At 60.6% G+C, this 26,679-nt stretch carries 26 protein-coding genes; 7 read left to right on the top strand and 19 right to left on the bottom strand.

Annotation, left to right across the window (positions count from 1 at the left end; all coding sequences use genetic code 11):
- Positions 1 to 64: 64 nt before the first annotated feature.
- The 3 genes from eno to ACVTFQ_RS06850 form a co-directional block, all read right to left on the bottom strand.
- Positions 65 to 1,339: a phosphopyruvate hydratase gene (eno, locus tag ACVTFQ_RS06860; protein ID WP_018899992.1), complete on the bottom strand. Its 1,275-nt coding sequence runs from the start codon at positions 1,337 to 1,339 to the stop codon at positions 65 to 67.
- A 164-nt stretch (positions 1,340 to 1,503) separates the two neighbouring features.
- Entirely contained in the window at positions 1,504 to 2,346 is an 843-nt protein-coding gene (kdsA, locus tag ACVTFQ_RS06855; RefSeq protein ID WP_111561414.1) for a 3-deoxy-8-phosphooctulonate synthase, read from the bottom strand.
- Positions 2,343 to 3,227, bottom strand: a complete 885-nt coding sequence (locus ACVTFQ_RS06850; RefSeq protein WP_111561413.1) for a VOC family protein — start codon at positions 3,225 to 3,227, stop codon at positions 2,343 to 2,345. Before ACVTFQ_RS06850 ends, kdsA begins: the two co-directional genes overlap by 4 nt.
- A 199-nt stretch (positions 3,228 to 3,426) precedes the next feature.
- Here ACVTFQ_RS06850 and lexA point away from each other — a divergent pair, with 199 nt between their 5' ends.
- The gene (gene lexA / locus ACVTFQ_RS06845) at positions 3,427 to 4,152 is read left to right on the top strand and encodes a transcriptional repressor LexA (protein ID WP_018899995.1); all 726 of its coding nucleotides are present in this window, start codon (positions 3,427 to 3,429) and stop codon (positions 4,150 to 4,152) included.
- Here lexA and ACVTFQ_RS06840 read toward each other — a convergent pair.
- Complete coding sequence (locus tag ACVTFQ_RS06840; protein WP_470423740.1) at positions 4,146 to 6,593, bottom strand: ComEC/Rec2 family competence protein; 2,448 nt, start codon at positions 6,591 to 6,593, stop codon at positions 4,146 to 4,148. The two genes, lexA and ACVTFQ_RS06840, sit on opposite strands and share 7 nt — an antisense overlap.
- Positions 6,594 to 6,887: 294 nt before the next feature.
- Between ACVTFQ_RS06840 and gltA the strand changes: the two genes are divergently transcribed.
- Positions 6,888 to 8,177: a citrate synthase gene (gltA, locus tag ACVTFQ_RS06835; RefSeq protein WP_018899997.1), complete on the top strand. Its 1,290-nt coding sequence runs from the start codon at positions 6,888 to 6,890 to the stop codon at positions 8,175 to 8,177.
- A 33-nt stretch (positions 8,178 to 8,210) separates the two neighbouring features.
- On the opposite strand, the gene lpxB is transcribed toward gltA, so the two are convergent.
- The 15 genes from lpxB to ACVTFQ_RS06760 all read right to left on the bottom strand — a co-directional run bounded on the left by lpxB (position 8,211) and on the right by ACVTFQ_RS06760 (position 23,235).
- Entirely contained in the window at positions 8,211 to 9,392 is a 1,182-nt protein-coding gene (gene lpxB, locus ACVTFQ_RS06830; RefSeq protein WP_111561411.1) for a lipid-A-disaccharide synthase, read from the bottom strand.
- Positions 9,389 to 10,270 (bottom strand): LpxI family protein, encoded by an 882-nt coding sequence (locus ACVTFQ_RS06825; RefSeq protein WP_111561410.1) that lies wholly within the window; start codon positions 10,268 to 10,270, stop codon positions 9,389 to 9,391. The genes lpxB and ACVTFQ_RS06825 overlap by 4 nt, the downstream gene beginning before the upstream one ends.
- A gap of 3 nt (positions 10,271 to 10,273) precedes the next feature.
- A complete protein-coding gene (lpxA, locus tag ACVTFQ_RS06820) occupies positions 10,274 to 11,092 on the bottom strand; it encodes an acyl-ACP--UDP-N-acetylglucosamine O-acyltransferase (protein ID WP_047510232.1) in 819 nt (272 codons plus the stop codon).
- A complete protein-coding gene (gene fabZ / locus ACVTFQ_RS06815) occupies positions 11,089 to 11,556 on the bottom strand; it encodes a 3-hydroxyacyl-ACP dehydratase FabZ (RefSeq protein ID WP_047510230.1) in 468 nt (155 codons plus the stop codon). The genes lpxA and fabZ overlap by 4 nt, the downstream gene beginning before the upstream one ends.
- Entirely contained in the window at positions 11,549 to 12,610 is a 1,062-nt protein-coding gene (gene lpxD / locus ACVTFQ_RS06810; protein ID WP_111561409.1) for a UDP-3-O-(3-hydroxymyristoyl)glucosamine N-acyltransferase, read from the bottom strand. The genes fabZ and lpxD overlap by 8 nt, the downstream gene beginning before the upstream one ends.
- A 50-nt stretch (positions 12,611 to 12,660) precedes the next feature.
- On the bottom strand, positions 12,661 to 15,000 hold the full coding sequence (gene bamA / locus ACVTFQ_RS06805; RefSeq protein ID WP_047510561.1) for an outer membrane protein assembly factor BamA: 2,340 nt from the start codon (positions 14,998 to 15,000) through the stop codon (positions 12,661 to 12,663).
- Between the two features lie 195 nt (positions 15,001 to 15,195).
- Positions 15,196 to 16,329: an RIP metalloprotease RseP gene (gene rseP / locus ACVTFQ_RS06800; RefSeq protein ID WP_111561408.1), complete on the bottom strand. Its 1,134-nt coding sequence runs from the start codon at positions 16,327 to 16,329 to the stop codon at positions 15,196 to 15,198.
- A 28-nt stretch (positions 16,330 to 16,357) separates the two neighbouring features.
- Positions 16,358 to 17,191 carry a phosphatidate cytidylyltransferase gene (locus ACVTFQ_RS06795; protein ID WP_111561407.1) on the bottom strand — a complete coding sequence of 278 codons (834 nt, stop codon included), beginning with the start codon at positions 17,189 to 17,191 and terminating at the stop codon, positions 16,358 to 16,360.
- Positions 17,191 to 17,937, bottom strand: a complete 747-nt coding sequence (locus ACVTFQ_RS06790) for an isoprenyl transferase (protein ID WP_111561406.1) — start codon at positions 17,935 to 17,937, stop codon at positions 17,191 to 17,193. The genes ACVTFQ_RS06795 and ACVTFQ_RS06790 overlap by 1 nt, the downstream gene beginning before the upstream one ends.
- 44 nt (positions 17,938 to 17,981) lie before the next feature.
- Positions 17,982 to 18,542: a ribosome recycling factor gene (frr, locus tag ACVTFQ_RS06785; RefSeq protein ID WP_018900007.1), complete on the bottom strand. Its 561-nt coding sequence runs from the start codon at positions 18,540 to 18,542 to the stop codon at positions 17,982 to 17,984.
- 55 nt (positions 18,543 to 18,597) lie between these two features.
- Entirely contained in the window at positions 18,598 to 19,320 is a 723-nt protein-coding gene (pyrH, locus tag ACVTFQ_RS06780; RefSeq protein ID WP_018900008.1) for a UMP kinase, read from the bottom strand.
- 93 nt (positions 19,321 to 19,413) lie between these two features.
- Positions 19,414 to 20,340, bottom strand: a complete 927-nt coding sequence (gene tsf / locus ACVTFQ_RS06775; RefSeq protein ID WP_111561405.1) for a translation elongation factor Ts — start codon at positions 20,338 to 20,340, stop codon at positions 19,414 to 19,416.
- A gap of 245 nt (positions 20,341 to 20,585) precedes the next feature.
- Entirely contained in the window at positions 20,586 to 21,353 is a 768-nt protein-coding gene (gene rpsB, locus ACVTFQ_RS06770; RefSeq protein ID WP_047510222.1) for a 30S ribosomal protein S2, read from the bottom strand.
- A gap of 216 nt (positions 21,354 to 21,569) precedes the next feature.
- On the bottom strand, positions 21,570 to 22,253 hold the full coding sequence (locus ACVTFQ_RS06765; RefSeq protein ID WP_181459204.1) for a pentapeptide repeat-containing protein: 684 nt from the start codon (positions 22,251 to 22,253) through the stop codon (positions 21,570 to 21,572).
- A 133-nt stretch (positions 22,254 to 22,386) separates the two neighbouring features.
- Complete coding sequence (locus tag ACVTFQ_RS06760) at positions 22,387 to 23,235, bottom strand: cell envelope integrity EipB family protein (protein WP_111561404.1); 849 nt, start codon at positions 23,233 to 23,235, stop codon at positions 22,387 to 22,389.
- A 136-nt stretch (positions 23,236 to 23,371) separates the two neighbouring features.
- Between ACVTFQ_RS06760 and ACVTFQ_RS06755 the strand changes: the two genes are divergently transcribed.
- The 5 genes from ACVTFQ_RS06755 to ACVTFQ_RS06735 all read left to right on the top strand — a co-directional run bounded on the left by ACVTFQ_RS06755 (position 23,372) and on the right by ACVTFQ_RS06735 (position 26,678).
- Positions 23,372 to 23,839, top strand: coding sequence for a RidA family protein (locus ACVTFQ_RS06755; protein WP_111561403.1), 468 nt, complete (start codon positions 23,372 to 23,374; stop codon positions 23,837 to 23,839).
- The gene (locus ACVTFQ_RS06750) at positions 23,839 to 24,558 is read left to right on the top strand and encodes a glycerophosphodiester phosphodiesterase (RefSeq protein ID WP_111561402.1); all 720 of its coding nucleotides are present in this window, start codon (positions 23,839 to 23,841) and stop codon (positions 24,556 to 24,558) included. The genes ACVTFQ_RS06755 and ACVTFQ_RS06750 overlap by 1 nt, the downstream gene beginning before the upstream one ends.
- A gap of 93 nt (positions 24,559 to 24,651) precedes the next feature.
- Positions 24,652 to 25,842, top strand: a complete 1,191-nt coding sequence (locus ACVTFQ_RS06745) for a GNAT family N-acetyltransferase (RefSeq protein WP_111561401.1) — start codon at positions 24,652 to 24,654, stop codon at positions 25,840 to 25,842.
- Between the two features lie 52 nt (positions 25,843 to 25,894).
- Entirely contained in the window at positions 25,895 to 26,320 is a 426-nt protein-coding gene (locus tag ACVTFQ_RS06740; RefSeq protein ID WP_111561400.1) for an HIT family protein, read from the top strand.
- 67 nt (positions 26,321 to 26,387) lie between these two features.
- A complete protein-coding gene (locus ACVTFQ_RS06735) occupies positions 26,388 to 26,678 on the top strand; it encodes a Dabb family protein (RefSeq protein ID WP_111561399.1) in 291 nt (96 codons plus the stop codon).
- Position 26,679: the final 1 nt, after the last annotated feature.

The raw sequence follows: 26,679 nt of genomic DNA, 5'->3' as shown, positions 1-26,679 counted from the left end.
GGTAATCCAACTTCGGGGATCAGTTCACGAGAGCGCGGGTTCCAAATGCTTGAAATCAGAAGGCTTAGCCGCGGATGATCGAACGGCCGGCGTACTGCGCCTGCGGGCCGAGGCCTTCTTCGATGCGGATCAGCTGGTTGTACTTGGCAAGACGATCCGAGCGCGACAGCGAGCCAGTCTTGATCTGACCGCAGTTCGTGGCAACGGCGAGATCGGCGATCGTGCTGTCTTCGGTTTCGCCCGAACGGTGCGACATGACGGCGGTGTAGGCTGCCTTGTGCGCGGTGTTGACGGCGTCGAGCGTTTCCGTCAGCGAACCGATCTGGTTGACCTTGACGAGGATCGAGTTGGCGACGCCCATCTTGATACCATCGCGCAGGCGAGCAGAGTTGGTGACGAAGAGATCGTCGCCGACCAGCTGAACCTTCTTGCCGGCCAGATCCGTCAGAGCCTTCCAGCCATCCCAGTCGTCTTCAGCCATGCCGTCTTCGATCGAGATGATCGGGTACTGGGCAGCGAGCTGCGCCAGGTATTCAGCCATTGCGCCCGGCTCCAGCGTGCGGCCTTCGCCTTCGAGAACGTACTTGCCGTCCTTGAAGAATTCGGTCGAGGCGCAGTCGAGGCCGAGATGGATGTCTTCGCCAGGCTTGTAGCCGGCTTTCTCGATCGACTTCATGATGAAGTCGAGGGCTTCAGGGGCGCTCTTCAGGCCCGGTGCGAAGCCGCCTTCGTCGCCGACATTGGTGTTGTGGCCTTGGGCAGCGAGCTCCTTGCGGAGCGTGTGGAAGACTTCCGAGCCCATGCGAACAGCTTCGCGGATGGAATCAGCTCCTACAGGCAGGATCATGAATTCCTGGAAGTCGATCGGGTTGTCGGCATGCGCGCCGCCGTTGATGATGTTCATCATCGGAACCGGCAGCAGGTGCGCGGAAGCGCCACCAACGTAACGGTAGAGCGGCAGGCCGGCAGCTTCGGCGGCAGCCTTGGCAACGGCCAGCGAAACGCCGAGGATAGCGTTGGCGCCGAGGCGCGACTTGTTCGGCGTGCCGTCCAGTTCGATCATGATGTTGTCGATCTGGATCTGGTTTTCAGCGTCGATGCCGCCAATGGCGTCGAAGATTTCCGTGTTGGCGGCTTCGACGGCCTTTTCGACACCCTTGCCGAGATAACGCTTGCCACCATCGCGGAGTTCGACGGCTTCGTGCGCGCCGGTCGATGCGCCCGACGGAACGGCGGCGCGGCCCATGCTGCCATCTTCGAGATAGACATCGACTTCGACGGTGGGGTTACCACGGCTGTCGAGAATCTCGCGGGCGATAATATCGGTAATAGCGGTCATCGGCTCTTCTCTGCTTGAGGGTGGATAAATCGTTTGAAATTCGTCTTTAATCGAAGATGCGCAAATTACAATGCCGGTTTGGGGCAGTTTGGGACCCTTTTGCGCATGCTCCTCCACATTGTTCTTCGGTGGCCTAATACACGAACGTGTCAGTCTTTTGAACGTCAGCCCTTGGCGATGGCGTCAAAGGCCAGAAGCTTCTCAAGCAGGCGCGGCATGTCCTTGAGATAGACCATGTTCGGGCCATCCGACGGCGCATTGTCGGGATCTTCGTGCGTCTCGACGAACACACCGGCGACACCGACGGCGACAGCCGCACGTGCCAGCGTTTCCACGAATTCGCGCTGGCCGCCACTGGAGCCGCCCTGCCCGCCCGGCTGCTGCACCGAATGCGTCGCATCGAAGACAACAGGCGCGCCCATGGCTTCCATGATGGGGAGCGAGCGCATGTCGGAGACCAGCGTGTTATAGCCGAAGGAAGCGCCGCGTTCGCACAGCATGATGTTCGGGTTGCCGCTGGCATTCAGCTTGGCAAGCACGTTCTTCATGTCCCAAGGCGCCAGGAACTGGCCCTTCTTGACGTTGATGGCGCGGCCGGTCTTGGCGGCAGCGACCAGCAGGTCCGTCTGCCGGCTAAGGAAGGCCGGGATCTGCAGCACATCGACGACAGCGGCGACTTCGGCGCACTGCTCCTCGGTGTGGATGTCGGTCAAGACAGGGAAGCCGTATTCCTTCTTGAGATCGGCGAAGACTTCGAGCGCCGTTTCAAGACCGATGCCGCGCTGGGCCGACAGCGAGGTGCGGTTGGCCTTGTCGAAGGAGGACTTGTAGACAAGGCCGATGCCGAGCTTGTCGCAGAGCTCCTTCAGCGTGCCGGCGATCATGAAGGCATGGTCGCGGCTTTCCATCTGGCAGGGGCCGGCGATCAGCGACAGCTTGCCGGTGTTGGAAAACACCACACGGCCGGCGCCTTCGCCAACGGCCACCTCGGAATTGGTCTCAGTCATCGTTTCTCCTCGAAGGCGAAGAGCGCGCCCTGGCCGGGTGCGGCCTTCACCAGAATTCGATTGTTCTTGCGTGTATAGGTGATCCCGTTAGCAGCCAAATGCGCCTCTGTCACGGCGAGATCGGCAACGGAAAAGACAATCGCCGCGCCACGCAGGCCGCGATCGGCCTTGGGCTCGGCGAGATCGTAGTAAGCGTTCAAGCCATCCGGCGACAGGATATTGATACGGGCGTTGCCGGCATCCAGGCTGACACCGAACGCCTCCTCGCGGGTCGCCTGCGCATCAGACGCCAGCTGCAACAGCGGCGCGAACGCCTTGGGATCGGACGACGAGAGCACGATCGACAGGATGCCCAAAACGCCATTCGCATGGGTTTCCAAGGCCTTGAGATCGCTGGGCAGTGGGTTGACGCGCTGGCAGGCGAAGAGGAAGAAATCGGGTGCGCGCAGATCGGCCGCGAAAGCCAGGCGGAACGCGGCGGTCGCCTCAGAACCATCCGGCATCTTCATCTGCCGGGCAAATCTCAGCATCTCGCCGCCGCTCATGCCATCGTCGATGAAGCGGGCGTGATCGCTATCGGCATCCGGCGTACCGAAGACGATAGCCGACAGGCCGTCGTCGCCGCAGCGGAAGCGGAAGGCACGATCACGTGCGGTGAAAACGTTGCCGTCTCCGATGGCCGCTTCGTAAGTCTCCAGGCTGGCGATGCCGAGCGGCTCGAGGTAGGTTTTGTCGGCAAAGAAGACGCAGGCATTCTCGGTGCCGAATGGGTGCCGCGCATCGGCGGCGACGGTAAAACCGAGCTTGCCCAGGCGCTCGCGCGCCATCTCGATATTGACCACCGGCAGCACCACGTGGTCCAGGGGATGGGGGTCACTCATCGGCAAATCCTCCCGAAATCGGCAGAGATGTGCGCTGGCTTTCGCCACAATGCAAGAGGCGAGCGCGGTTAAATCGAATGAAGTGCAAAATCGCGACGATTCCGAGCCAAGTTTTACGAAAATTTAGGCACTTGCGGAACACATATGGAACATATAGTGTCCGTTCTGGCTTTGTTTCACGACTCTGGGGTTCATTTCGATGCTGACACGCAAGCAACAAGAACTGCTTCTGTTCATTCATGAGCGGATGAAAGAGTCGGGCGTTCCGCCATCCTTCGACGAAATGAAGGATGCACTCGATCTAGCATCAAAATCCGGCATTCACCGGCTGATCACGGCGCTGGAAGAGCGCGGCTTCATTCGCCGGCTGCCAAACCGGGCGCGCGCGCTCGAGGTCATCAAGCTGCCGGAAGCCTATAATCCGAGCCTGCAGCCGCGACGCGGCTTCTCGCCGAGCGTCATCGAGGGCAGCCTCGGCAAGCCGCAGCCGGTGGCCGCGGCCCCTGCCCCGAAGGCCGCGCCCAGCGCCGACAACGGCAACTCGGCGTCCGTTCCCGTCATGGGCCGGATCGCCGCCGGTGTGCCGATCTCGGCGATCCAGAACAACACCCACGACATCACCGTCCCCGCCGACATGCTCGGCTCCGGCGAGCACTACGCGCTCGAGGTCAAGGGCGACTCGATGATCGAAGCCGGCATTTTCGACGGCGACACCGTCATCATCCGCAACGGCAACACCGCCAATCCCGGCGACATCGTCGTGGCGCTTGTCGACGATGAAGAGGCGACGCTGAAGCGCTTCCGCCGCAAGGGCGCGTCGATCGCGCTGGAAGCTGCGAACCCGGCTTACGAAACCCGCATTTTCGGGCCTGACCGCGTCAAGGTTCAGGGCAAGCTCGTCGGGCTTATTCGCCGGTATCACTGAGTGGTGACATCGCCAGGCGGTGACTGGTCGTCGCTGAAGCTGTCGTTGCGCCAGTCATAGGCGCGATGGCGCAACCAGGGGCGACCGAGGCTTTCATAGGCGGTTTTGACGACGGGTGTCCCCTGCTCGTCGATACGGATTTCGACGGCGCCCGATCGCCTGAGGGTTTCGCCGGTCAATAGCATTGCGCCGGAACGGCATGTCGCCTGGCGCAGACGGACAGGCGTGATGACGATATCGGCCACATCGCAGGCGGGACCGAGATAGGCGGCGTTTTCGAGCGTCGCGATGACGTAGCCGCTATCGAGCGCTGTCACGCACCAGGCCATCTTGAGGCACTGGAAACCGCTGTCGTTTGTCGAAGCCGCTGCTTCGCGCATCATGGCGCGCGCTTCGCGTTGTTGTTTCAGTGTCAGTCGTGGCCTTGGCTCACCCCTCCTGGGAATGGACAATGCCTCGCCTTCGATCACATCCGGCGGCTTGTGGTCTTCGATCGCGAGCGCGCGCTGCCATTGCCCGAAGATGAAGTCGGGCGGCCGTTCGCGGTTGCTGGCAAGGCCGTCGCCTGTAACTGCCGCCACAAGGCTTCCATCCTCGGACACGACGAGTTCTGGCGCAGGTGTCGCAGGCAGCAGGACGACGACGATCGTTGCAAGCGCGGCAACCGCAGCGCCGATCCATCGCAGGCGCGTCCGCATCAGCCCCCAGACGAGGAAGCCGAGTACGGCGATCGCGAAATACCATTCGGGAATCCGCCCGATATCGACACTGCCGCCCCAGCCGGAAACCATCTTTGCGATGTCGATCACGAGATCCAGCCCGAAGCCGGCGACCTTCCACGGCACAGCGTCGAGGCCAAATGGCGTCGCCAACATCGCGGCCATTCCGAAGGGCATGACGATGAAGGAGATGACGGGCATGGCAAGCAGGTTGGCGGGAAGGCCGTAGCCGCTCAGCCTGTGAAAATGCTCGATCGAAAACAGCGCCGTCGAGAAACCGCCGATCATCGAGGTCAGCGCGATGCCGCCGAAGAAGCGAAGCGTGACCATGACCGGCTTTATCGCGGGATGCGTGAGAAGAACGCTTTCGCGATGCCGCCTCCTAGTCCACACAGCAAAGCCCGCGACCAGCGCCAGCGTCGCGGCGTAGGACATCTGGAAGCTCGGGCCCAGCACCTCGGATGGCGACATCAGAATGATCAGCATCGCCGAGAGCGCGATGTTGCGCAGGCTGATCGAGGGGCGATCGAACAGCACCGCGACAAGCATGATCGCCATCATGATGAAGGCGCGCTCGGCGGAGACGGCAAAGCCCGAGATCATGTAATAGGCCGTCAGCGCCAGAAGCGCGCTGCCGGCGGCAAGCTTCTTGGTCGGATAGGCCTGTGCGAAGCCAGGAAACAGTCCAAAGAACAGCCGCAGCCCGACAAAGCAGATGCCGGCCGACAGCGCCATGTTGAGGCCCGAGATCGCGACGATATGCGCGAGGCCGGATTGGCGCAGCGCCTCCGTCGTCTCGTTGGAGATGACGCGTCTCTCATCGGTGACAAGCGAGGCGGCGAAGGCGCCGGTATCATCAGGCAGAATGCTGCGGATGCGGTCGCCAATACTGCTGCGCAGACCGTAGAGCCATTCCACGGCGCGATCGGCGGCAGAGAGATCGGCGATATCGATCTGCGACGCGATGGGCTGCGGAATACCGTAGAAGAAGCCGTTGGCGCCGATGCCGTCGAAATAGGCGGAGAATGCGAAATCGTTGAGTTCGGGCAATGCCGGTCCGGCTGGCGGCGTCAGGCGCACTCGGCCCGTGAGCCATCCGCCGACCGCGACAGGCTCGCCGGCACGCGCGACGAGCGACACTTGCTGCGGCGGACGCTTGAGCGCAGGCTCGTCCGTGCGCGTTACCCTTAAGATATAGCGCCAGCGGCCGTTGTCGTCGCCCTCGCGCCGTTCCACGCGGCCGGTCACAGTCGTAGTCACCGCTGTGTCGAGAACGACGGTATCAGCGCGCCAGGTCTCGAGTTGCGCCGCGAACATGCCAAGGACGACGAGCAGGCCTGATATCGCCACACGGCGGGTGGCAACGGGCGCGGCGCCCGCCAGAACGAAGACGAGACCGAAGAGAACAGCCCAGGCAAGGAGCCGCATGGGCGGGATATCGACAGCAAGGCGGAACCAGGCGATGGCGCCTGCGCCGAGGAAGATGGGCGACGCCAGGAAAAAGCGGCCGTGATCGAATTCCGTGCTGAACGCTTGTGCTGCAACGGCTGCCTGGCGGCCGATCCCTCGGCTTGCGCGACTCAGAAAACCCGACGTCGACTGCGTCAACGGCGCGCGCGTCATTATGGCACGGGCATTTTGCCCCGGTACGGCCGGCAAATTGGCAATTTGCGCCGCTTCGGGTGGCATCAAAACGACGTGACTGGCATTCAACTCCGGCATGCAACGACACCCGAAAGCCACCCTGACCTGCAATCAGAATGAGGCCAGCGGAACCGAAACGCAACTATAATCGTTTGAATTCAAACGGGAAATAAAACCATCGAAAATGTCAGGATTATCATTGGCTTCCGCTATGCGGAGACGGCATCTCAGCACTGCTCAAAAGTTGATACTGCGATGCACAAAATGGCATCACGGTAACTTGGCATTAGGCGCGCGATCATATAGCTATCGCAGACGACGCTTAACCCTATGGCGCTTTTAAGGCGCCAACCGCCAGTTTGGAGGATCAGAATGACGGATCAAAGCGCAACACTAAAACTCGGTGAGAAAACAGTCGACCTGCCGGTCAAGAGCGGCACGATCGGACCTGATGTCATCGATATCGGCGCCCTCTACAAGAACACGGCTTCCTTCACGTACGATCCTGGTTTCACCTCGACCGCATCCTGTGAATCGAAAATCACCTATATCGATGGCGACGAGGGCGTTCTGCTCCATCGCGGTTACCCGATCGAGCAGCTGGCCGAACAGGGCGACTTCCTCGAAGTCTGCTACCTGCTTCTTTACGGCGAACTGCCGACAGCCGCGCAGAAGAAGGACTTCGACTACCGCGTGACGCACCACACGATGGTGCACGAGCAGATGAGCCGCTTCTTCACCGGCTTCCGCCGCGACGCGCATCCGATGGCCGTCATGTGCGGCTGCGTCGGCGCCCTGTCGGCGTTCTACCACGACAGCACCGACATCACCGATCCGCACCAGCGCATGGTCGCTTCGCTGCGCATGATCGCCAAGATGCCGACGATCGCCGCCATGGCCTACAAGTACCATATCGGCCAGCCCTTCGTTTACCCGAAGAACGACCTCGACTACGCGTCGAACTTCCTGCGCATGTGCTTCGCCGTTCCTTGCGAGGAATATGTGGTCAATCCGGTGCTTGCCCGCGCCATGGACCGCATCTTCATCCTGCACGCCGACCACGAGCAGAACGCTTCGACCTCGACCGTTCGCCTCGCCGGTTCCTCGGGTGCCAACCCGTTCGCCTGCATCGCGGCCGGCATTGCCTGCCTCTGGGGCCCTGCCCACGGCGGCGCCAACGAAGCGGCGCTCAACATGCTGCAGGAAATCGGCACGGTTGACCGCATTCCTGAGTATATCGCCCGCGCCAAGGACAAGAACGATCCGTTCCGCCTGATGGGCTTTGGCCACCGCGTCTACAAGAACTACGACCCGCGCGCCAAGATCATGCAGAAGACGACGCATGAAGTGCTCGGCGAACTCGGCATCAAGGACGATCCGCTGCTCGACGTCGCCATGGAACTCGAGCGCATCGCGCTGACCGATCCATACTTCATCGAGAAGAAGCTCTATCCGAACATCGACTTCTATTCGGGTATCACGCTGAAGGCTCTCGGCTTCCCCACGACCATGTTCACCGTTCTGTTCGCTCTCGCGCGCACCGTCGGCTGGATCGCGCAGTGGAACGAAATGATCGAAGATCCGCAGCAGCGTATCGGCCGTCCGCGCCAGCTCTACATCGGCGAAGCGCAGCGCGACTACGTTCCGGTTTCCAAGCGTTAATCTCGACGCATCGAAGCTCAAAAAGAAACCCGGTCAGTTTTGACCGGGTTTTTTGTTTTTCAGGACATCAAGCACGATTTCCGCGGCGTGTACGCCAGGCGGCTTTTCGGTCTGCATCCGCTCCCAGACGAGATCGTAGCCCTCCATCATCGAGCGGCGCGGCAAGGTGTCGGACGAGAGCTTCTCGGCCCAGCGCGTGAAACTCGCGCCGCGCACGACCTCGTTGATATATTCGGGCACGACAGCGTAATCGGCAACAAGGTTCGGGATCGCCGCCGTCCAGATCTTGATCTTGCCGGTCATCAGCTTGATGATCCAGTCCGTCTTGTAGGCCGAAACGGTGGGGACGCCTGCGAGCCCTAGCTCCAGGATGACAGTGCCGGATGCGGCCATGGCGGCGTCGGCCTCGGCGAAGGCTTTCCACTTGTCGTCCTTGCCTGTCACCACATCGGGCTTGACCGGCCAGTCCTTGATGATCTCGCGCACCATGGCCTCGCGGCGCGGCGCAGTCGGCAGCACAAAGCGGATGCCTTCGTTGCGGGCGGAGAGCTCGGCCACTGCGTCGCCGAAATAGGGCAAGAGCTTGGTGATCTCGGATCCGCGCGAGCCCGGCAGGAGCATGATCGTCTTCGGCTCATGCGCGGGGCGCGGCTTGCTTGCCGCCCTCGCCTTGCGGGTCGCGAGAACATCGACATCAGCGGTCAGGCGATGGCCGACATAGCTTGTCGGCGGACCGCCGAGCTTGCGCATCACCTCGGGCTCGAAGGGCAGCACGGCCAGCACATGGTCGATATAAGGCAGCATGCGCTGCGCACGGTATTCCTTCCAAGCCCATACGCTCGGACAGACGTAGTTCACCACAGGCAGGTCAGGCAGCGCAGTGCGCACGCGCTTGGCGACGCGGTGGGTGAAATCGGGGCTGTCGACAATGACGAGCACGTCGGGCTTGGCGGCAATGACGGCAGCCGCAGTCTGGCGGATGCGTTTCACAAGCGTCGGAAGCTTGGCGAGAACCTGGGTGATGCCCATGATCGACAGTTCGGAGAAATCGAACAGCGATGTCAGGCCCTGCGCCTGAAGCCCTTCGCCACCGACACCGATGAGCTCGACTGGCCCCGCATATTGCTGCTTCAGTGCGGCGATCAGATCGGCCGCCAGAAGATCACCGGAGACTTCGCCCGCGATGATCGCGACCTTCAATGCACGCTCGCTCATTCAAGCCCCCAGGATGGCAATCCACGATCCAGACCGCAGACGAAGATACCGGCTTCCTTTGCCGCCGATATGACTGCCGGGCGATCCAGGATCAGCGCACGCCCGGCCTCGATCGCCACGCCCGCCAGGCCGGCCTTGCTGGCATTCTCGATGGTCGAGATGCCGATTGACGGCAGATCGGCGCGCAGGTCCTGCTGCGGCTTGCAGAGTTTGACCAGGACGCCGCGACGGCGCGCCGAGATGCGTCCGGCGGCGCGCAGATCGGCCACACGCTGCAACATGCTATCCGTTCCCTCGACACCCTCGAGCGCCACGATACGCCCGCCAACAGCGACGGCGCCCTGCCCGACGTCCAGCCGGCCGAGCGCATCAGCCGCGGCACCCGCCTTGGCGATATCCTTGACGTCCTCGGCCGATGGCGCAATCGCGCCGAGTGGACCGACGGCGGCCAGAAGATCCGGTGCGATCTCCTGCACGCCAATCACGCGGCGGCCATTCTTCTCGATCAGTCCTATCACCATGCGCAGCACGGTGTCATCGCCACCAGACAGCAGCGTGCGAATGGTCGAGGGAATGCTTGCGAGTGTCTTCAGCGTCGGGCGAACCTCGCGCCATTCCGGGCGCCTGCGCACGGCGCCGGACATGACGACGCGCTCGATGCGATGGCTATCCAGCATGCCGTCGATGGCCGCGAAATCGCCGACGCCGACAATAGCGTGCTCAAAGCCTTCCCAGGATCGGTCAGTCTCGTTCTTCAGCGCGATGATCAACGGGTCTTCGCCGGCGCTCTTGGCGGCCTCGGCGACGTAGGACGGCAGAAAGCCGCTGCCGGCGATGATCGCCAGGCGGCCTTTTGTCGTGTCACTTGCTGGAGACAAGGTTTATCCCTTCTGTCCCCGCGTCGGAGAAGAGAGCGCACGATCGCTTTCGGCGGCAATGAAATCGAGGATCTGGACGACCTGCTCGCAATCGGCGAATTCCTCGCGGATGGCGGCTGCGTTGTCGCGCAGATTGCCTTCGGTCTCGAAGATCGCCTTGTAGGCACGGCGCACGATATGGATCGTGGCGCGATCAATGCCCGCACGCGTCATGCCGACGACGTTGAGGCCGCCGAGAAGACCGGGATTGCCGTTCAGCATGCCATACGGAATGACGTCGTAGCTGACAGCCGACAGACCGCCGACGAAAGCATGACGGCCGACGCGCGTGAACTGGTGCACGGCGCAACCGCCGCCGAGGATCACGCGGTCCTCGATCACGACATGACCGGCCAGCATCACGTTGTTGGACATGATGACGTGGTTGCCGACGCGGCAATCATGGGCGATGTGCGAATTGGCGAGAAACAGGTTGTTGTTGCCAACGATGGTCTTGCCGCCGAAATCGGCGGTGCCGGTGTTGATCGTCACACCTTCGCGCATCGTGCAATTGTCGCCAACCGTCAAGGTCGTCTCTTCGCCGCCATGATGAACGCTCTGCGGATCGCCGCCGATGACAGCCATCGGGAAAATCCGGCATCCCTTGCCGAGCGTGGTGATGCCGCTGACGATCGAATGCGGAAGCATTTCGGTGTTGTCGCCGAGCACGACCCTGGGGCCGACATGGCAGAACGGACCGATCTTGACGTTCTCGCCGATCACGGCGCCGTCTTCGACGACTGCCATCGGGTGAATGCTGGCACTGGCTGCGATCGTGCTCATGCCTGATCCTTGCGCACGATCATCGCACCGATATCGGCTTCGGCGACCAGCGCTCCATCGACCTTCGCATCACAGTGGAACTTCCAGATGTTGCCGCGCTGCTTCTGCTTGACGACATGGTACTCCACCCGGTCGCCAGGAACCACAGGCTTGCGGAAACGGGCGTTGTCGATGGTCATGAAGTAGACCAGATTGCCGCTTTCGCCCTCCTTCTTCGCACAGATCGCGCCGGCCGTCTGGGCCATGCCTTCGACCAGCAGGACGCCAGGCATGATCGGCTGTTCCGGGAAGTGTCCGGTGAAATGCGGTTCGTTGGCCGTCACGTTTTTGATGCCAATCGCCGAATCATCGCCGTCGATGTCGATGATCTTGTCGACCAGCAGGAACGGATAGCGATGCGGCAGCAACTTCATGATTTCGATGATGTCAGCCGAGGAAAGCGACTTCTTGACTTCTTCAGCCATTCTTTTCTCCCGTTTTCTTGGGGCCCGTCGTCCGCATCATGACTGCCGCGACTTCGCGCAAAAAGTCATGCGCCGGCCGTGCAGGTATGCCGCCGTAGCGCTCCCCAGCGGGGATGTCGGACACTACGCCGCTCATGGCAGCGATCTGGGCACCGTCGTTAATTGTTATATGGCCTCGAATACCAGAATGACCACCGATCTGCACGCCATCGCCGATAATGGCGCTTCCGGCGATGCCGACCTGCGAGACAACGGCGCAATGACGGCCGATGCGAACATTGTGGCCAATCTGGACCAGGTTATCGATCTTCGTCCCTTCGCCAATCACGGTGTCGTCCATCGTGCCGCGATCGATCGTCGTGTTGGCACCGACCTCCACGTCATCCTGCAGGATGACGCGGCCGATCTGAACGATCTTGATCATGCCGCGAGGGCCCGGCGCGTAACCGAAGCCGTCCTGGCCGATGCGTGCGCCGTTGTGGATGATGACGCGATTGCCGACCAGCGAACACAGAATGCTCGCGCCGCTGGCGATCGTGCAATCACGGCCGATCTTGACGCCTGGTCCGATGATGGCGCCGGCGCCGATGCGCGTGCCCTCACCGATCTCGGCATGAGCGCCGATCACGGCAAACGGCTCGATCTCGACATTCGCTTCCAGTCTCGCCGTCGGATCGACAGACGCGCGGTCGGAAACATCAGCACTCACAGAGCGCAGCCGCTGAGGCGTCAAGGCGCTCGGATAGAGCAGCCCACCAGCCATAGCGAACGCGGCATGAGCGTTTTTCGACACGAGAACAGGCACATGCGCCGGCACGATCGACTGCAATGCCGAACTGACCAGCACAGCGGACGCCTCGCATGTCACGAGTTCGTCCTTGCTCTTCTTGGAAATGACGTAACAGAGATCGCCCGCCTTCGCCCGATTTACGGGCGAAACGGAACGGATCACGATGTCGGCATGTTTGGGGTCGGCAAGTTCCGCCCCAAGAAATTGCGCTAGCTCCGAGAGCTTCACACCGTCATGGGGCGGAAAGAAATAGGTTTGCTCCATCGGCAAATCTCCAGAACGGAATTCGATTTTACGGTTCCGGACTGCCGATATCAGAATTGGTTGTTGATGCCAAACTTGAAGTGCTGAACCTTGTCGTAGTCTTCCTTCAGGACCGGGATCGCGTAGTCGACGCGCAGAGCGCCGAACGGCGAGTTCCAGACGATACCGACACCGACGGAAGCGCGCAGCGAAGCATCTTCGCCGTTCACGAACTCGGAACCGCTGACATTGACCTTGTTGCCAAAGAGCGTACCAGCGTCCGCGAAGACCGCGCCGCGAAGACCGAAGTCACGCGGGAAAGCCGGAAGCGGGAACGATGCTTCAGCCGAAACGGTGAAGTAGGTCGTGCCGCCGAGCGGATCATCCGGACCGCCGCCAACGCGTGGGCCGATACCCTTGTTCTCGAAGCCGCGGATGTCGCCGTTGGTCAGCGTGAACTGGTCGAAGACGTGCAGATCCTTGCCGAAGCCGACGACGTAACCAGCAGAACCGGCAACCGAGCCGATGATGTCGGCATCGTCAGCGAGCGTGTGGTAATAACGCGCCTTGCCGTAGATCTTGTAGAATTGCGAGTCACCGCCGAGGCCTGCGATTTCGTGCGTCAGGCTGGCGTAGATACCTTCACGCGGCAGAACCATGTCGTCCAGCGTGTTGTAGGTCAGCGTCTGCGAGACAGACGACTTTACCCACGGGCTGTTGTTGACGAGGTCCTGGTACGGCGTGGACAGATCGGAGAGCGATCCAGACGGATCGTACTTCATCTGCTTGTAGTTATAGCGGAACGTCGTCGCCAGATCTTCAGTGATCGGCGCGGTAGCGCGCAGAACGACGTTGTTTTCTTCGTAGTCGTAGTTGTCGTTGCTCGACGTCTCGCTGTGGTTGATGTCGAAGCCGACAGCCAGACGGTAGCCGAGGAAGTAAGGCTCGGTGAAGTTCAGGCCGTAGGTACGCGAACCTTCCTGACCACCACCGGCAGATACCTTGATGTACTGGCCGCGTCCGAGGAAGTTCTTTTCTTCAATCGAGGCTTCGAGTAGCAGGCCGTCGCCGCCGGCAGCGTAACCCGCGCCGATACCGAACGAACCGGTTGCCTGGTCCTGAACGTCGACGACAACAACGACGCGGTCCGGCGAGCTGCCAGGCTGGGTCGAGATGTTGACGGTCGAGAAGTAGCCGAGAGCCTCAAGACGACGCTTGGCTCTGGTGATCATCTGCTGATTGAAGGCGTCGCCTTCACTCATGTCGAACTCGCGACGGATGACGTAGTCACGCGTACGGCTGTTGCCGCGGATTTCGATACGCTCGACGTAGGCCTTTTCGCCCTGGTCGACGAGGTATTCGACGCCGATGGTGTTGTTGTTCAGGTCGCGGTTGCCACGGGGCGTGACACGAGCGAACGGATAGCCGGCCGAAGCCACCTGATCCGAAATCGCTTCCATCGACTTCTGAACTTCCTTGGCGTTGTAGACCTGGCCTTCATGTGTGCGAACGAGACCCTGAAGCTGCGCGCCGTCGACACCCTGAACGGTGGACTGAACGGAGATTGCGCCGAAGTCGTAACGCGGGCCTTCTTCGATGTTGAAGGTCAGCGTGTACTTGTTGGTCGTCTCGTCGAAAGCAGCGTCCGAAGACACGATGCGGAAGTCGGCGTAACCACGGTTGTAATAGAACTGACGGAGCGCTTCTTCGTCTGCGTGCAGCTTGTCAGCGCTGTAGACGTCCTTACGGGTCAGGAAGGACAGGAAGTTGCTTCGCTTGGTGGCAATGACCGATGCGAGGCGGCCAGAGCTGTAGGCGTTGTTGCCGACGAAGTTGATCGAATCGATCTTCGTGCGGTCGCCTTCATTGATGACGAATGCGAGGTTGACGCGGCCCTGGCCGAGCGGAACGACCTGCGTCGTCACTTCAACTTCGCTACGACCGGTCGCTGCATAAGCGTCCTTGATCGACTGGATGTCGGCCTGAATCTGGGTCTCGTTGTAAGCGCCAGACGACTGCGTCTTGACGACCGCTGCGAGCTTGTCGTCCTTGATCTTGCGGTTGCCGTTGAACACGACCTGGTTAATCAGCTGAGCTTCCTCAACGGTCACAACCAGCGTGCTGCCGGAAACGGAGATCTTGACGTCGGAGAAGTAGCCCGTGTCGTAGAGCTGCTTTACGGAGTCGTCGATGTCGGTGTTGGAGAAGCTCCGGCCGGGCTGGATCGTGAGGTTGGACCGCACAGCTTCGGCGCCGACGCGGTTTGCACCACGAACGTCAACACGCTGAATGACTGCAGCCTCGGCAGCAGAAGCCGAGATGAACACCGTTGCACCAGCCCCCGACGCAACAATACCTGCAGACAGCGCAACCGCCGATACTGCGTTCAAAAATCTTGAACCAGCCTTCATTTCACCCATTACCTTTTTTCTCGTCCCCTTCACCAGGCGTCCCCCGATTCCGGTCACGTGTGTCGTTTTACCCGCTTTTGATATACAAGCAAGGGAGCTAGTTAATTTCTGTTTACTTCATTTCAAAGCGTGACGCTTTCGCCACTACAGCTTTGAAACATCGTAAATAAATCGTAATTTTCCCTCGTCCCGCAATCAGCCGATCAGAGCACTAATATCGTTCCACGTGGCAAAAACCATCAGGCTCAGAACCATGGCCAGTCCGATGCGAAACGCAACCTCCTGAGCCGACGATCCCAACGGCTTTCCCCTCACAGCTTCAATCGCATAGAACATCAGATGGCCGCCATCAAGTACCGGAACCGGCATCAGGTTCAGTAATCCGATCGAAACCGACAATACGGCGGCCAGCTGAAGCAAAGCTGCAACGCCAAGCGTCGCCATCTGGCCGGATGCCTGCGCGACACGGATCGGGCCACCCAGCTGGTCCGGCTTCATGTAACCGGACACCAGATTGCCGATATATTTGAAGGTACCGGTGACGATGTGCCAGGTCTGCAGCGTTCCCTCATGCAGCGCTTCAAGCGGCGTGTAGGTCTGCTGGCGGAAGTGTCCGACGTCCTGATTGGTGACGATACCGATCAGGCCTATCTCGATCTTGTTACCGAACTGGTCGGTCATTTCGGTGCGTTCAGGCACCATCGGCACGTCGATCTTCTCGCCGTTGCGCTCGATCGTCACAACGATGCGCTGCATCGGACGGATGCTGACGTATCGGCGCACATCGTCGAAGGTCTGCACCTTGCCGCCATCGATCGCGATCAAAAGGTCGCCCGGCACGACGCCGGCTTCTGCGGCAACGCTGCCCGGCTTAACCTGCGCAACGACAGGATCGGCGACCGAGCGGCCGTAGATCGAAAACAGGACGGTGAAGATGGCAATTGCCAGGATGAAGTTGGCGATCGGGCCGGCGGCGACGGTTGCCGCGCGCTTCCAGAGCTTGGCGCCGGCGAATGACCGCGCCCGCTCCTCGTCCGACATCTGCGCGAGCTTGTCCTCATCCGGCTTGCTCGACGCATCCTCGTCACCGAAAAACCGGACATAGCCGCCGAGCGGGATCAGCGAGAGCTTCCAGCGTGTTCCGTGCTTGTCGGTTCGCCCTAGTAGTTCCGGGCCAAACCCAACCGAAAACGCCAGAATGCGGATGCCACTCCAGCGACCGACGAGGTAGTGCCCCATCTCGTGCACGAACACCAAGAGAGAAAGCACGAGCACGAAAGGAACGATGTATCCCGTCAGAAACCCAAAAACTTCGGTCAAGCCTGCCATAAAATCCTTCCATCAGCCTCTATCGACATTATCCGCCGAACAAGGCCGCGCCCAGCGACGCCATTTCTCCGCCCTTTATCAGCGAAAAAAGCCCGGCTAGCAAGAACGCCGCAAAACAGGCGAAAATGAGCCCGTCAACCCGGTCCATGACCCCGCCGTGCCCCGGAATGAGACGGCTCGAATCCTTGACGCCGAAGCGGCGCTTGATGAAGGATTCGAAGAGATCACCAGACTGGCTGCAGACGGACAGTACGAACGCCACGAAGGCCGCCATTGCGATACCATCGGGAAATGCCGCGTAGGCCACCAGCACACCGGCAATGACCGCGCAGACGGCGCCGCCGATCGCACCCGACCATGTCTTGCCGGGCGAGATCCTTGGTGCCAGCTTCGGCCCGCCGATGGCGCGGCCGATGAAGTAGGCGAGGATGTCGGTCGCCCAGACGACGGCGAAGACGAAGAGCATCGCGTGCAGGCCGGCCGCATCGCTGCCGCGAATATTCGCGAGCGCAATCCCGGTCAGCCCGGCATAGACGATGCCCGCCGGGAACCAGCGCGATACGCCGCGCGTGACGACAAAGCCGATAGCGATGGTAAAGAACAACAAGAGCAGGATCAGCGAGTAGCCGACAGTGCCGGATACGACCGCAGCGGCGATCGCCGCCTGCCCGATCCAGCCGATCGCATTCGCAACCGGCTGCTCACTGGCAAGGCGGGTGATCGTCGACCACTCATAATAGATCAAAAGCCCGATCAGGGCCGACAGCAGGCTGAAGGCGAGCCCGCCATACCACGTCGCGGCAAGCACGATCACGGCGAGGATGATGCCCGAGATGATCCGAAGCTGCAGTTCGCGGTGCATCAGGTTCCCACCGCCGCCGCGGTTTCGGCGACCAGACCACCAAAGCGGCGGTTGCGGGAAGCGAAGGTCTCAAGCGCCGCGTACAGCGTCTCACGGCTGAAATCCGGCCAGTAGTCGGGAATGAAGATGAACTCCGAATAGGCGGCCTGCCAGAGCAAGAAGTTCGACAGGCGCTCTTCGCCGCTGGTGCGGATGATGAGATCGGGATCCGGGATGCCCGCGGTATCAAGCCGGCCGTTGATGAGCGCGGGCGTGATATCCTGCGAGCGCAGCCTCCCCTGCTCGACATCGCGCGCCAGGCTTGCCATGGCGCGGGCGATCTCGTCGCGCGAGCCATAGTTGAAGGCGATGATCAGCGTAAGCGCCGTGTTGGCCTTGGTGGTCTCTTCGGCGTCGATCAGGAGATCGAGAATGTCGTTCTGCAGGCTATGGCGATCGCCGATGATCTTAACGCGCACGTTCTGCTTGTGCAGTTCGGCGAGGTCGCGGCGAATGAAAGCCTTCAGCAGGCCCAAAAGGTCCGACACCTCGGTTTCCGGACGGCGCCAGTTCTCCGACGAGAAGGCGAAGAGGGTGAGATATTTGACCCCGATGTCGCCCGCTGCGCGCACGGTCTCACGCACGGCGTCAACGCCCTTGCGATGCCCCATGGTGCGCGGCAACCCCCGCTGCTTTGCCCACCGACCGTTGCCATCCATGATGATGGCAACGTGTTCAGGCACAGTCACAAATGTTCTTTCCAACATTTCCCGTCCGGTTTTTAAGGTCCAAGGCGCAGGCGCTTTGCGCCTTAGACCTGCATGATTTCCTTTTCCTTCTCGCCAAGCAAGCGGTCGACCTCAGAAATCGTGTCGTCTGTCATCTTCTGCACACGATCCGACTGCGAGCGGCTCAGGTCCTGCCCTATGACACCGTCCTTTTCGGCTTTCTTAAGGCCGTCCATGCCGTCACGACGAACATGGCGAATCGCAACCTTGCTTTTCTCGGCATAGTCGTGTGCGACCTTGACGAGCGACTTGCGGCGCTCTTCGTTGAGTTCGGGCAGCGGAATGCGCAGATTCTGGCCGTCGACGATCGGGTTGAGGCCGAGATTGGCTTCGCGGATCGCACGATCCACGGCGCCGACCATCGACTTGTCCCAGACCGAAATGCCGAGCATGCGCGGCTCCGGTACGGTCACGTTCGCGACCTGGTTGAGCGGCACGCGCGAACCATAGGCTTCGACCGTGACCGGGTCGAGAATGTTCGCCGACGCACGACCGGTGCGCAGCGATGCGATATCGCTCTTGAACGCGTTGATCGCGCCATCCATGCGGCGCTTGATATCGTTGATGTCGATGCCTTCACTCATAGCAGTGCTCCCGTCTCGGTAGAAGCTGCGGCGCGCTTTGGGCGCCGCCACTCTGTCAGTTGTCGGTAACGATGGTCTTCAGACCGCCGCCCCTAAGGATTTCAGCAAAACCGCCCTTCTCGTGGATCGAGAAGACGATGATCGGAATGGAATTTTCGCGTGCGAGTGCTACGGCCGCAACGTCCATGACGGCGAGGCCCTTGTCGAGCACTTCCTTGTGCGTAAGCTGGTCGAAGCGCGTGGCATCGGGCACCTTCTTCGGATCGGCGGAATAGATACCGTCGACCTGCGTGCCCTTGAAGATTGCCTCGGCGCCCATTTCGGCGGCGCGCAGCGCTGCGGCCGAGTCGGTCGTGAAGAATGGGTTGCCGGTACCACCGGCGAAGATCACCACACGGCCCAGCGAAAGATGATAAAGCGTGGCGCGCTGCGAGAAGCTCTCGCAGATCTCCGGCATGGCGATCGCCGACAGCACCACCGTATCAATGTTGAGCTTGCGCAGCGAGGTCGCCAGCGCCAGCGCATTGATGACCGTCGCGAGCATGCCCATGTGGTCGCCCGTAACGCGGTCACCGCCCTTGGAAGCGACGGCCACGCCGCGGAAGATGTTGCCGCCGCCGACGACGACGCCGACTTCCACACCCATCTGCCGCGCTTCGGCTATGTCGGCCGCAATGCGGTCGGCCACCGCTACATCGATTCCAAATCCCTGGCTGCCCATGAGGGCTTCGCCGGAAGCCTTGAGTAGAACACGTTTGTAGACAGGCTCTGACGACATCTTGGCTCCTCGTATATTACCGCTGAGTGCCGGATACACGAAGGGCACCGCGTTGTCACGCGATGCCCTTCTGTTTTCACATATATAGGACGATCAGCTCTTGGCGACAGCAGCCACTTCAGCAGCGAAATCGCTCTCTTCCTTCTCGACGCCTTCGCCGAGCAGGAGGCGCGCCATGCCGACGACTTCGATCTTGGCGCCAGCTTCCTTGGCAGCGGCTTCAACAGCAGCACCGACCGTCAGGTCGGGGTTGATGACGAAAGCCTGCGAGAGAAGAGCGACTTCTTCGAAGAACTTGCGCATGCGGCCATCGACCATCTTTTCGATGATGGCTTCCGGCTTGCCGGATTCGCGAGCCTGCTCGATGAAGACGTTGCGTTCGCGTTCTGCAACGGTAGCGTCGACTTCTTCAGCGCGGATCGCGAGCGGGTTGGTCGCAGCGATGTGCATGGCAACCTGGCGGCCGATCGAGGTCAGGACAGCCTTGTCGCCTTCCGACTTCAGGGCAACCAGAACGCCGAGCTTGCCGATGCCGTCACCGGCAGCGTTGTGGATGTAGGTCGCAACAACGCCATGCTCGACTTCGAGCTTGGCAGAGCGACGCAGCGTCATGTTTTCGCCGATGGTGGCGATCGCGTCCTTGATGGTGTCGGCGACCGGCTTGCCGGATGCCGGGTAGGTCGCAGCCGAGATGGCTTCAACCGTGCCATCGGTCGTCAGGGCAACGTTGGCGATGCCACGAACCAGATCCTGGAAGGCGTCGTTACGGGCAACGAAGTCGGTTTCCGAGTTGAGCTCGACGACAACAGCCTTGTGGCCGGCGCCGGCGATGGCAACGAGGCCTTCAGCAGCAGCGCGACCAGCCTTCTTGTCGGCCTTCGAGATGCCCTTTGCGCGGAGCCAGTCGATCGATGCTTCGATGTCGCCGTTGTTTTCCACCAGCGCCTTCTTGCAGTCCATCATGCCTGCGCCGGACTTCTCGCGCAGTTCCTTCACCAGTGCAGCCGTAATCTCGGTCATAAGCTTCCTCTTGTCGGTTCAAACGGTGGCCCGCGAAAGGCGGTGCGGCACCGGATTGAGGCACGAAATGTACCTGTATGTATGACAGCGTGATGAATGACGCGTCATAACGAAACTCAAATGGCGAGAGACTTTTTCCCCTCGCCTGAAATGGTCAAGGCCGCCCAACTTCATGAAAGTCGCGAGCGGCCTTTTCCCAATCTCTGGAAAGCACGGCGGACCATTTGATCCGCCTGCTTCTTTTATCAGGCTTCGGCTTCGCCTTCGAGCGCCGGCTCAACCGGAGCTTCGATCGATGCACCGAGGTCACGGCCCGACGAGCTCTGCTGACGAGCGATACCGTCGATGGCAGCGCGCGAGATCAGGTCGCAATAGAGAGCGATGGCGCGCGAAGCGTCGTCGTTGCCGGGGATCGGATAGTCAATCAGATCCGGGTCGCAGTTCGAGTCGATGATCGCGACAACCGGGATGCCGAGGCGCTTGGCTTCGTCGATCGCGATCTTTTCCTTGTTGGTGTCGATGATGAACATCAGGTCCGGCGTGCCGCCCATGTCCTTGATACCACCGAGAGCCTTGTCGAGCTTTTCGCGCTCGCGCTCAAGGTTCAGGCGCTCTTTCTTGTTGTAGCCGGACTGTTCCGAAGACAGGATCTCGTCGAGCTTGCGCAGACGCTGGATCGAGTTCGAAATCGTCTTCCAGTTGGTCATCATGCCGCCGAGCCAACGCGAGTTGACGTAATACTGAGCGGAACGCTTGGCCGAGTCAGCGATGAGCTCGGAAGCCTGGCGCTTGGTGCCGACGAACAGAACGCGGCCGCCACGGGCTACGGTGTCGGAAACAGCCTGCAGAGCGCGCGACAGAAGCGGAACCGTCTGTGCGAGGTCGATGATGTGGATGTTGTTACGATCGCCGAAAATGTACGGCTTCATCTTCGGGTTCCAGCGGTGAGTCTGGTGACCAAAGTGGACGCCTGCTTCAAGCAGCTGGCGCATAGAAAAATCGGGCAATGCCATGCCTTGTTATCCTTTTCCGGTTGAACCTCCGCAAGGCGAACAGCACTCTCTTCGAGAATGCCACCGGGCGGAACCATCCGGATTTCTCCCGGACAATCCCATGCCTTACGTGTGGAATGCGGGGGCCATACCCTCCCCGCCCCGGAAAATCAAGCCTTATCGGTAAAATAACCGCCATGCCCGGCCTTTAGGCACATTCCTGACCCTTGGGGAGGATCAGTCGGCGTCGCAGGGCCAGCTTGTCGGCGTCGCCATGCCCTGGGGCAGCTTGGTCTTCGAATCACCGCAGGCCAGTGACACCTGCGCCTCTTCGAGGCCGGTCGCCTGCGACAGATCCAGTCCGCTGATCCTTGTCAGGAACAGGAAGGCGCGGTCGAATGAGATCGGACCGGTGAAGGTGGCGCCGCTCAAATCGGCGCGCGACAGGTTGGTCAGCGAGAAATTCGCGCCTGTAACGTCTGCGCCCTTGAAGTTGACGCGCCCGAGTTCGGCCTTTTCGAAGTTGACGCCCTTCAGCGTTGCGCCACTGAAGTTGGCGCGCTGCAGCTCCGCGCCTGTAAAATTGGCGCCCTCGGCCTTAACGCCCTCAAAGCCCGAGCGATAGGCCTCGACCTTGGAGAAATTGGCCTTCGTCAGATCGGAGCCGGTAAACCAGGTACGAACGAGCGTCGCCTTCTCCAGGTTGGCGGAGGCGAGATTGCTGTGGCTGAGATTGGTGAGCGTGAAATCGGCGTCGGCGAGGTTCCCCTTCTCGAAATCGCCATCCTGCAACATCAGGTTTTTCTTGCTGCAACCGCCCCAATCTATACCCGCGGAGGCGGTCGAGCCGCAATCGGCCGCGGAGATCGAACTAGAAAATGCAGCCGCCAGCATGGCGACAGCCAAGGCCGTCACGGCCATGATCGATACTCTAAAGCCTGGCAAAATATGCACTCCGCTTGCCGTCAATGCTCACTATAGAGCGATATAGAGCGATCTCTAGCACAGAGCGCGTCGCTTTGCATACCGTGTCAAACTGAAACGGTGAAATCGTTCAACGCGTGCAATTACTTACAGGTGAGGTTTTGGCGTCGAGAAGCTCCAGCTTGGAGAGCTTGCCGGTCAGAACGAAATCGCCGTAATCCATCGTCAGGTCGCGCGTGATGCCGTTCTCATAGAGCTTGAACGACATGCGATAGACCGGAAGGGCATCTGTCTTGGTGTTCTCGTTGAAATAGGAAATGGTCACCGGCCAGAAGCTCGTCTTGGAGAAGGCGCCCGCATTGCCGGCATCGGCTTCGTCGCTGACGGGTGTCACCGCCTTGCCGACAACCGTTGTCGTCGCCAGCGCCTTGTCGCCATCATCAGAGCCATCGAAGACGCGGGCTTCGAACAGGCGGGTGCCGGCCTTGGCGTTCTTGATGACATCCATCATGTGCTCGGTGGGGAAGCGGCTTGCGGCCAGCTGCAGCTCCTTGCTCGATGGCTGCTTCAGATCGACCTTAGTTCCATCGGCCTGATCCTGGGCCGCGCCGTTCACTTCCTTGTCGAGCTGGTCGTCGGTAAACGACTTGGTGTCGAAGGTGAACTTGCGATCCTTCAGGTTCTCGAACGTGTTGGTCTGCTGGTCGCTGACGCGCACGGCATCGCCGGTGTCGATCTGCGTCACGAAGCGGAACTTCGTGGTGTAGCCGGTGCAGTAATCGCCGTCGAACTCGTAGACCATGCGGCCGGACATGCCCGAAATGCCGGAGCGCTCCGACGCATCCTTCAGTTCCAGATCGTAGATCGCCCGATGCGCGATCAGGCCCGTGGCCATCACGGCGCCGGCAGCGGGTGTCGCCGCATGAGCGGTTGCCGAAACGCCTGCAAGCAACAGCGCGGCAAGACTCGATCGGACCATAGATAATCTCCTGTTGGACTCACCAACGATGTTATAAGAACGCATCCGGCTAAATCGAGGCTCGATCGTGTCACAAAATTGATTCAAGCCCAGATGCATAGTTTTAGAACTATTCACAACAAAAGCGGAGAAGAAAATGTCCGATCAGATCGCAGCACGGCTGAAAGAGATGGGGATATCCCTGCCCCAGGCTGCAGCACCCGCCGCCAACTACGTTTCCTATGTCATCTCGGGCAACGTCCTCTACATCTCCGGCCAGCTGCCGATCGAAGACGGCAAGATCGCCGTGACCGGTCATCTTGGCCGCAATGTCGACGTCGCCACGGGCCAGCGTGCCGCTGAACTGTGCGTCATCAACATCCTGGCGCAGGCAAGTGCAGCACTCGGCGGTGATCTCGGCCGCATCAAGCGCGTCATCAAGCTGAACGGCTTCGTGGCCTCCGTGCCTGAATTCGTCGAGCAGCATCTCGTGATCAACGGCGCGTCGAACCTCATCGCCAATGTTCTCGGCGATGCCGGCAAACATGCGCGTGCCGCCGTCGGCATGGCGGCGCTGCCGCTGAACGCCGCCGTCGAAATCGATGCCATCATGGAAATCGCATAATGACCTCTGCAGCATGGCTTAAGGAACGTCCCGTCGCTCACCGCGGCTATCACGACCAGAACAAGGTCGTGTGGGAGAACACGCTTTCGGCTTTCGCGCGCGCGGTCGAGGCAGGCTTCGCGATCGAATGCGACCTGCACTACGCCTCGGATGGCGTTCCCGTCGTCTTTCACGATGAGAATCTTGAGCGCCTCTGCAATCTCAAGGGCGACGTACGCGAGCGTACATCGAAAGAACTCGGCATGCTCTCCGTCGGCGGAACGGCCGACAAGATCCCGACGCTTCGCCAACTTCTCGAACTTGTGAAGGGAAAAGTGCCGCTCGTGATCGAACTCAAGGGCCGCGAAACCGACGATGAAGGCTTCGTCGAAGCGGTGCTGGAAGAGCTCGAGGGCTATGAGGGCCAGGTGGCGCTGATGAGCTTCGACCATTGGCTCTTGAAGGAACTGAAGGCGCTGAACGCTCCCTACCCGATCGGGTTGACGGCTGGCGGAAACAAGCCGGAAGAGTTCCAAGCCCATGAAAAAGCTATGAAACACGGTCTCGACTTCATTTCCTATTTCTATGCCGACCTGCCCAATCCCTTCATCACCGCTGAGCGAGAGAAGGGCATCGTCGTCATCACCTGGACGGTTCGTGACGAGAAGGCGCGCAAGCATACCTTCGAAAACGCCGACCAGATGACCTTCGAGGGCTTCGACCCGCGCGCGTCCGTTTGACGCTCGCTTTTTCAACAAGCCCTCGCTTTTTCATCAAGATATGCGCAGACTGGCAATGCCCCCAAATCATTGAAACGGTCTCGCATTCGCTCCATGACTGATGAACTTTCAATCCGCATAGAGCGGTCTTTCACCGCGATTTCCCCGGAGAGCTGGTCCAAGCTCGCCGGGGCCTCCCGATCAAGCACATCGATCGCCTACAATCCCTTCGTCTCGCATGCCTTCCTGTCGTCGCTTGAGGAATCGGGGTCGGCAACAGCGGAGACCGGATGGCTCGGCCACCATATGCTGCTCGAGACGGACGACGGGCGCCTCGTCGGCGCACTGCCCGGCTATCTGAAGAACCACAGCCGCGGCGAATATGTCTTCGACCATGGCTGGGCCGACGCCTTCGAGCGCGCCGGCGGCCGCTATTATCCGAAGCTGCAATGCTCGATCCCCTTTACGCCCGCCACCGGCCCACGCCTGCTCGTCGCCGAGGATTATCCGCGTCTGGCCGTCCAGGACGCGATGGCAGAAAGCCTGAAGGAAGTCGTGCGTCGCCTCGGCGTGTCCTCCGCGCACATCACCTTCGTGCCCGACGACGAGATGGCGGTGCTGGAGAGCGAGGAGTATCTGCACCGCACTGACCAGCAGTTCCACTTCATCAACGAAGGCTATGCCAACCACGATGAATTCCTGGAAACGCTCGCCTCGCGCAAACGCAAGGCGCTTCGCAAGGAACGCCGGGCCGCGCTCGAAAACGGCATCAGCATCGACTGGCTGACCGGCAGCGACCTGACCGAGGATATCTGGGACCAGTTCTTCGCCTTCTACATGGATACCGGCAGCCGTAAATGGGGGCGGCCCTATCTGACGCGGGAGTTCTATTCGCTGATCGGCGAGCGCATGCCCGAGGATATCTTGCTTGTCATGGCCAAGCACAATGGCCGCTATGTCGCCGGCGCCATCAACTTCATCGGCTCCGAAACGCTTTATGGCCGGCACTGGGGCTGCATCGAGGATCATCCCTTCCTGCACTTCGAGGTCTGCTATCACCAGGCGATCGATTTCGCGCTCGCCAAGGGGCTGAAGCGGGTGGAAGCAGGTGCGCAGGGAGAGCACAAGCTCGCCCGAGGTTACCTGCCGGTGATAACGCATTCAGCCCACTATGTCGCCCATGCGGGTCTGCGCCAGGCGATCGGCGATTACCTCGCCCGCGAGCGCGATGACGTCGAGCACATGAACGAGATTTTGAGCGAGCACAGCCCGTTCCGTCGCGGCGAGCGGCTACAGGAGGATTGACGCCCTCGCCTCAGCCGCGCTACGCGAATACAACACCATCAGGAGAGACAAGATGACGAGCGCGGCTTACGACACCAACAACATCTTCGCAAAGATCCTGCGTGGCGAGATCCCCTCGGTCAAGGTCTACGAGGACGAACATACGCTGGCTTTCATGGATGTGATGCCGCAGGCGCCGGGCCATGTGCTTGTCGTGCCGAAGGCCGCCTCGCGCAACCTTCTCGACGCCGATCCGGCCGCACTCGCCAAGACCATCCCCGTCGTCCAGACGATCGCCAACGCGGTGAAGGAAGCCTTCGACGCCGATGGCGTGTTCGTCTGCCAGTTCAACGAACCGGCCGCCGGCCAGACCGTCTTCCACCTGCACTTCCACGTCATCCCCCGCCACGACGGCATCGCGCTGAAGCCTCATTCCGGCCAAATGGAAGATGGCGCCGTGCTGGCGGCGAATGCGGAGAAGATCAAAGCAGAGCTTTGATAGGCAAGGCGGAGCTTTGATTGATGAGGCCGACTGGGCTGAACGCACCTACATCAGGAGGACACCGATGATACGTCATACCGTGGCATTTCGCCTGAAGCACGCGGAAGGATCCGCCGAGGAAAAGGCGTTTCTTGACGCAGCATTCATCCTCACCACGATCCCAAGTGTGAGAAATTTCGAGCAGTTGCGGCAGACCAGCCGAAAGAACAGCTTCGCCTTCGGCTTTTCGATGGAGTTCGAAAATCAGGCGGGATACGACGCTTACAACGAGCATCCCGTACACACGGCCTTTGTCCGCGACCATTGGGTGCCTGAGGTCGAAGAGTTTCTCGAGATCGACTACGCACCACTCTGAC

The sequence above is a fragment of the Rhizobium sp. O111 genome, assembly GCF_055616315.1.
Note: the sequence above shows the minus strand (reverse complement) of the source record. Positions and strands in the feature narration are given on the sequence as shown.

Excerpts from the sequence above, each read along its gene's own strand:
- ACVTFQ_RS06790 (WP_111561406.1), bottom strand. The coding sequence starts at position 17,937 with ATGTTGGAAAGAACATTTGTGACTGTGCCTGAACACGTTGCCATCATC.
- ACVTFQ_RS06750 (WP_111561402.1), top strand. The coding sequence starts at position 23,839 with ATGACCTCTGCAGCATGGCTTAAGGAACGTCCCGTCGCTCACCGCGGC.
- lexA (WP_018899995.1), top strand. The coding sequence starts at position 3,427 with ATGCTGACACGCAAGCAACAAGAACTGCTTCTGTTCATTCATGAGCGG.
- ACVTFQ_RS06795 (WP_111561407.1), bottom strand. The coding sequence starts at position 17,191 with ATGCACCGCGAACTGCAGCTTCGGATCATCTCGGGCATCATCCTCGCC.
- gltA (WP_018899997.1), top strand. The coding sequence starts at position 6,888 with ATGACGGATCAAAGCGCAACACTAAAACTCGGTGAGAAAACAGTCGAC.
- pyrH (WP_018900008.1), bottom strand. The coding sequence starts at position 19,320 with ATGTCGTCAGAGCCTGTCTACAAACGTGTTCTACTCAAGGCTTCCGGC.
- kdsA (WP_111561414.1), bottom strand. The coding sequence starts at position 2,346 with ATGACTGAGACCAATTCCGAGGTGGCCGTTGGCGAAGGCGCCGGCCGT.
- ACVTFQ_RS06740 (WP_111561400.1), top strand. The coding sequence starts at position 25,895 with ATGACGAGCGCGGCTTACGACACCAACAACATCTTCGCAAAGATCCTG.
- ACVTFQ_RS06735 (WP_111561399.1), top strand. The coding sequence starts at position 26,388 with ATGATACGTCATACCGTGGCATTTCGCCTGAAGCACGCGGAAGGATCC.
- ACVTFQ_RS06840 (WP_470423740.1), bottom strand. The coding sequence starts at position 6,593 with ATGCCGGAGTTGAATGCCAGTCACGTCGTTTTGATGCCACCCGAAGCG.
- ACVTFQ_RS06765 (WP_181459204.1), bottom strand. The coding sequence starts at position 22,253 with ATGGCCGTGACGGCCTTGGCTGTCGCCATGCTGGCGGCTGCATTTTCT.
- bamA (WP_047510561.1), bottom strand. The coding sequence starts at position 15,000 with ATGAAGGCTGGTTCAAGATTTTTGAACGCAGTATCGGCGGTTGCGCTG.
- rseP (WP_111561408.1), bottom strand. The coding sequence starts at position 16,329 with ATGGCAGGCTTGACCGAAGTTTTTGGGTTTCTGACGGGATACATCGTT.
- tsf (WP_111561405.1), bottom strand. The coding sequence starts at position 20,340 with ATGACCGAGATTACGGCTGCACTGGTGAAGGAACTGCGCGAGAAGTCC.
- lpxD (WP_111561409.1), bottom strand. The coding sequence starts at position 12,610 with ATGGAGCAAACCTATTTCTTTCCGCCCCATGACGGTGTGAAGCTCTCG.
- eno (WP_018899992.1), bottom strand. The coding sequence starts at position 1,339 with ATGACCGCTATTACCGATATTATCGCCCGCGAGATTCTCGACAGCCGT.
- lpxA (WP_047510232.1), bottom strand. The coding sequence starts at position 11,092 with ATGAGCACGATCGCAGCCAGTGCCAGCATTCACCCGATGGCAGTCGTC.
- ACVTFQ_RS06755 (WP_111561403.1), top strand. The coding sequence starts at position 23,372 with ATGTCCGATCAGATCGCAGCACGGCTGAAAGAGATGGGGATATCCCTG.
- lpxB (WP_111561411.1), bottom strand. The coding sequence starts at position 9,392 with ATGAGCGAGCGTGCATTGAAGGTCGCGATCATCGCGGGCGAAGTCTCC.
- ACVTFQ_RS06760 (WP_111561404.1), bottom strand. The coding sequence starts at position 23,235 with ATGGTCCGATCGAGTCTTGCCGCGCTGTTGCTTGCAGGCGTTTCGGCA.
- ACVTFQ_RS06850 (WP_111561413.1), bottom strand. The coding sequence starts at position 3,227 with ATGAGTGACCCCCATCCCCTGGACCACGTGGTGCTGCCGGTGGTCAAT.
- frr (WP_018900007.1), bottom strand. The coding sequence starts at position 18,542 with ATGAGTGAAGGCATCGACATCAACGATATCAAGCGCCGCATGGATGGC.
- ACVTFQ_RS06745 (WP_111561401.1), top strand. The coding sequence starts at position 24,652 with ATGACTGATGAACTTTCAATCCGCATAGAGCGGTCTTTCACCGCGATT.
- fabZ (WP_047510230.1), bottom strand. The coding sequence starts at position 11,556 with ATGGCTGAAGAAGTCAAGAAGTCGCTTTCCTCGGCTGACATCATCGAA.
- rpsB (WP_047510222.1), bottom strand. The coding sequence starts at position 21,353 with ATGGCATTGCCCGATTTTTCTATGCGCCAGCTGCTTGAAGCAGGCGTC.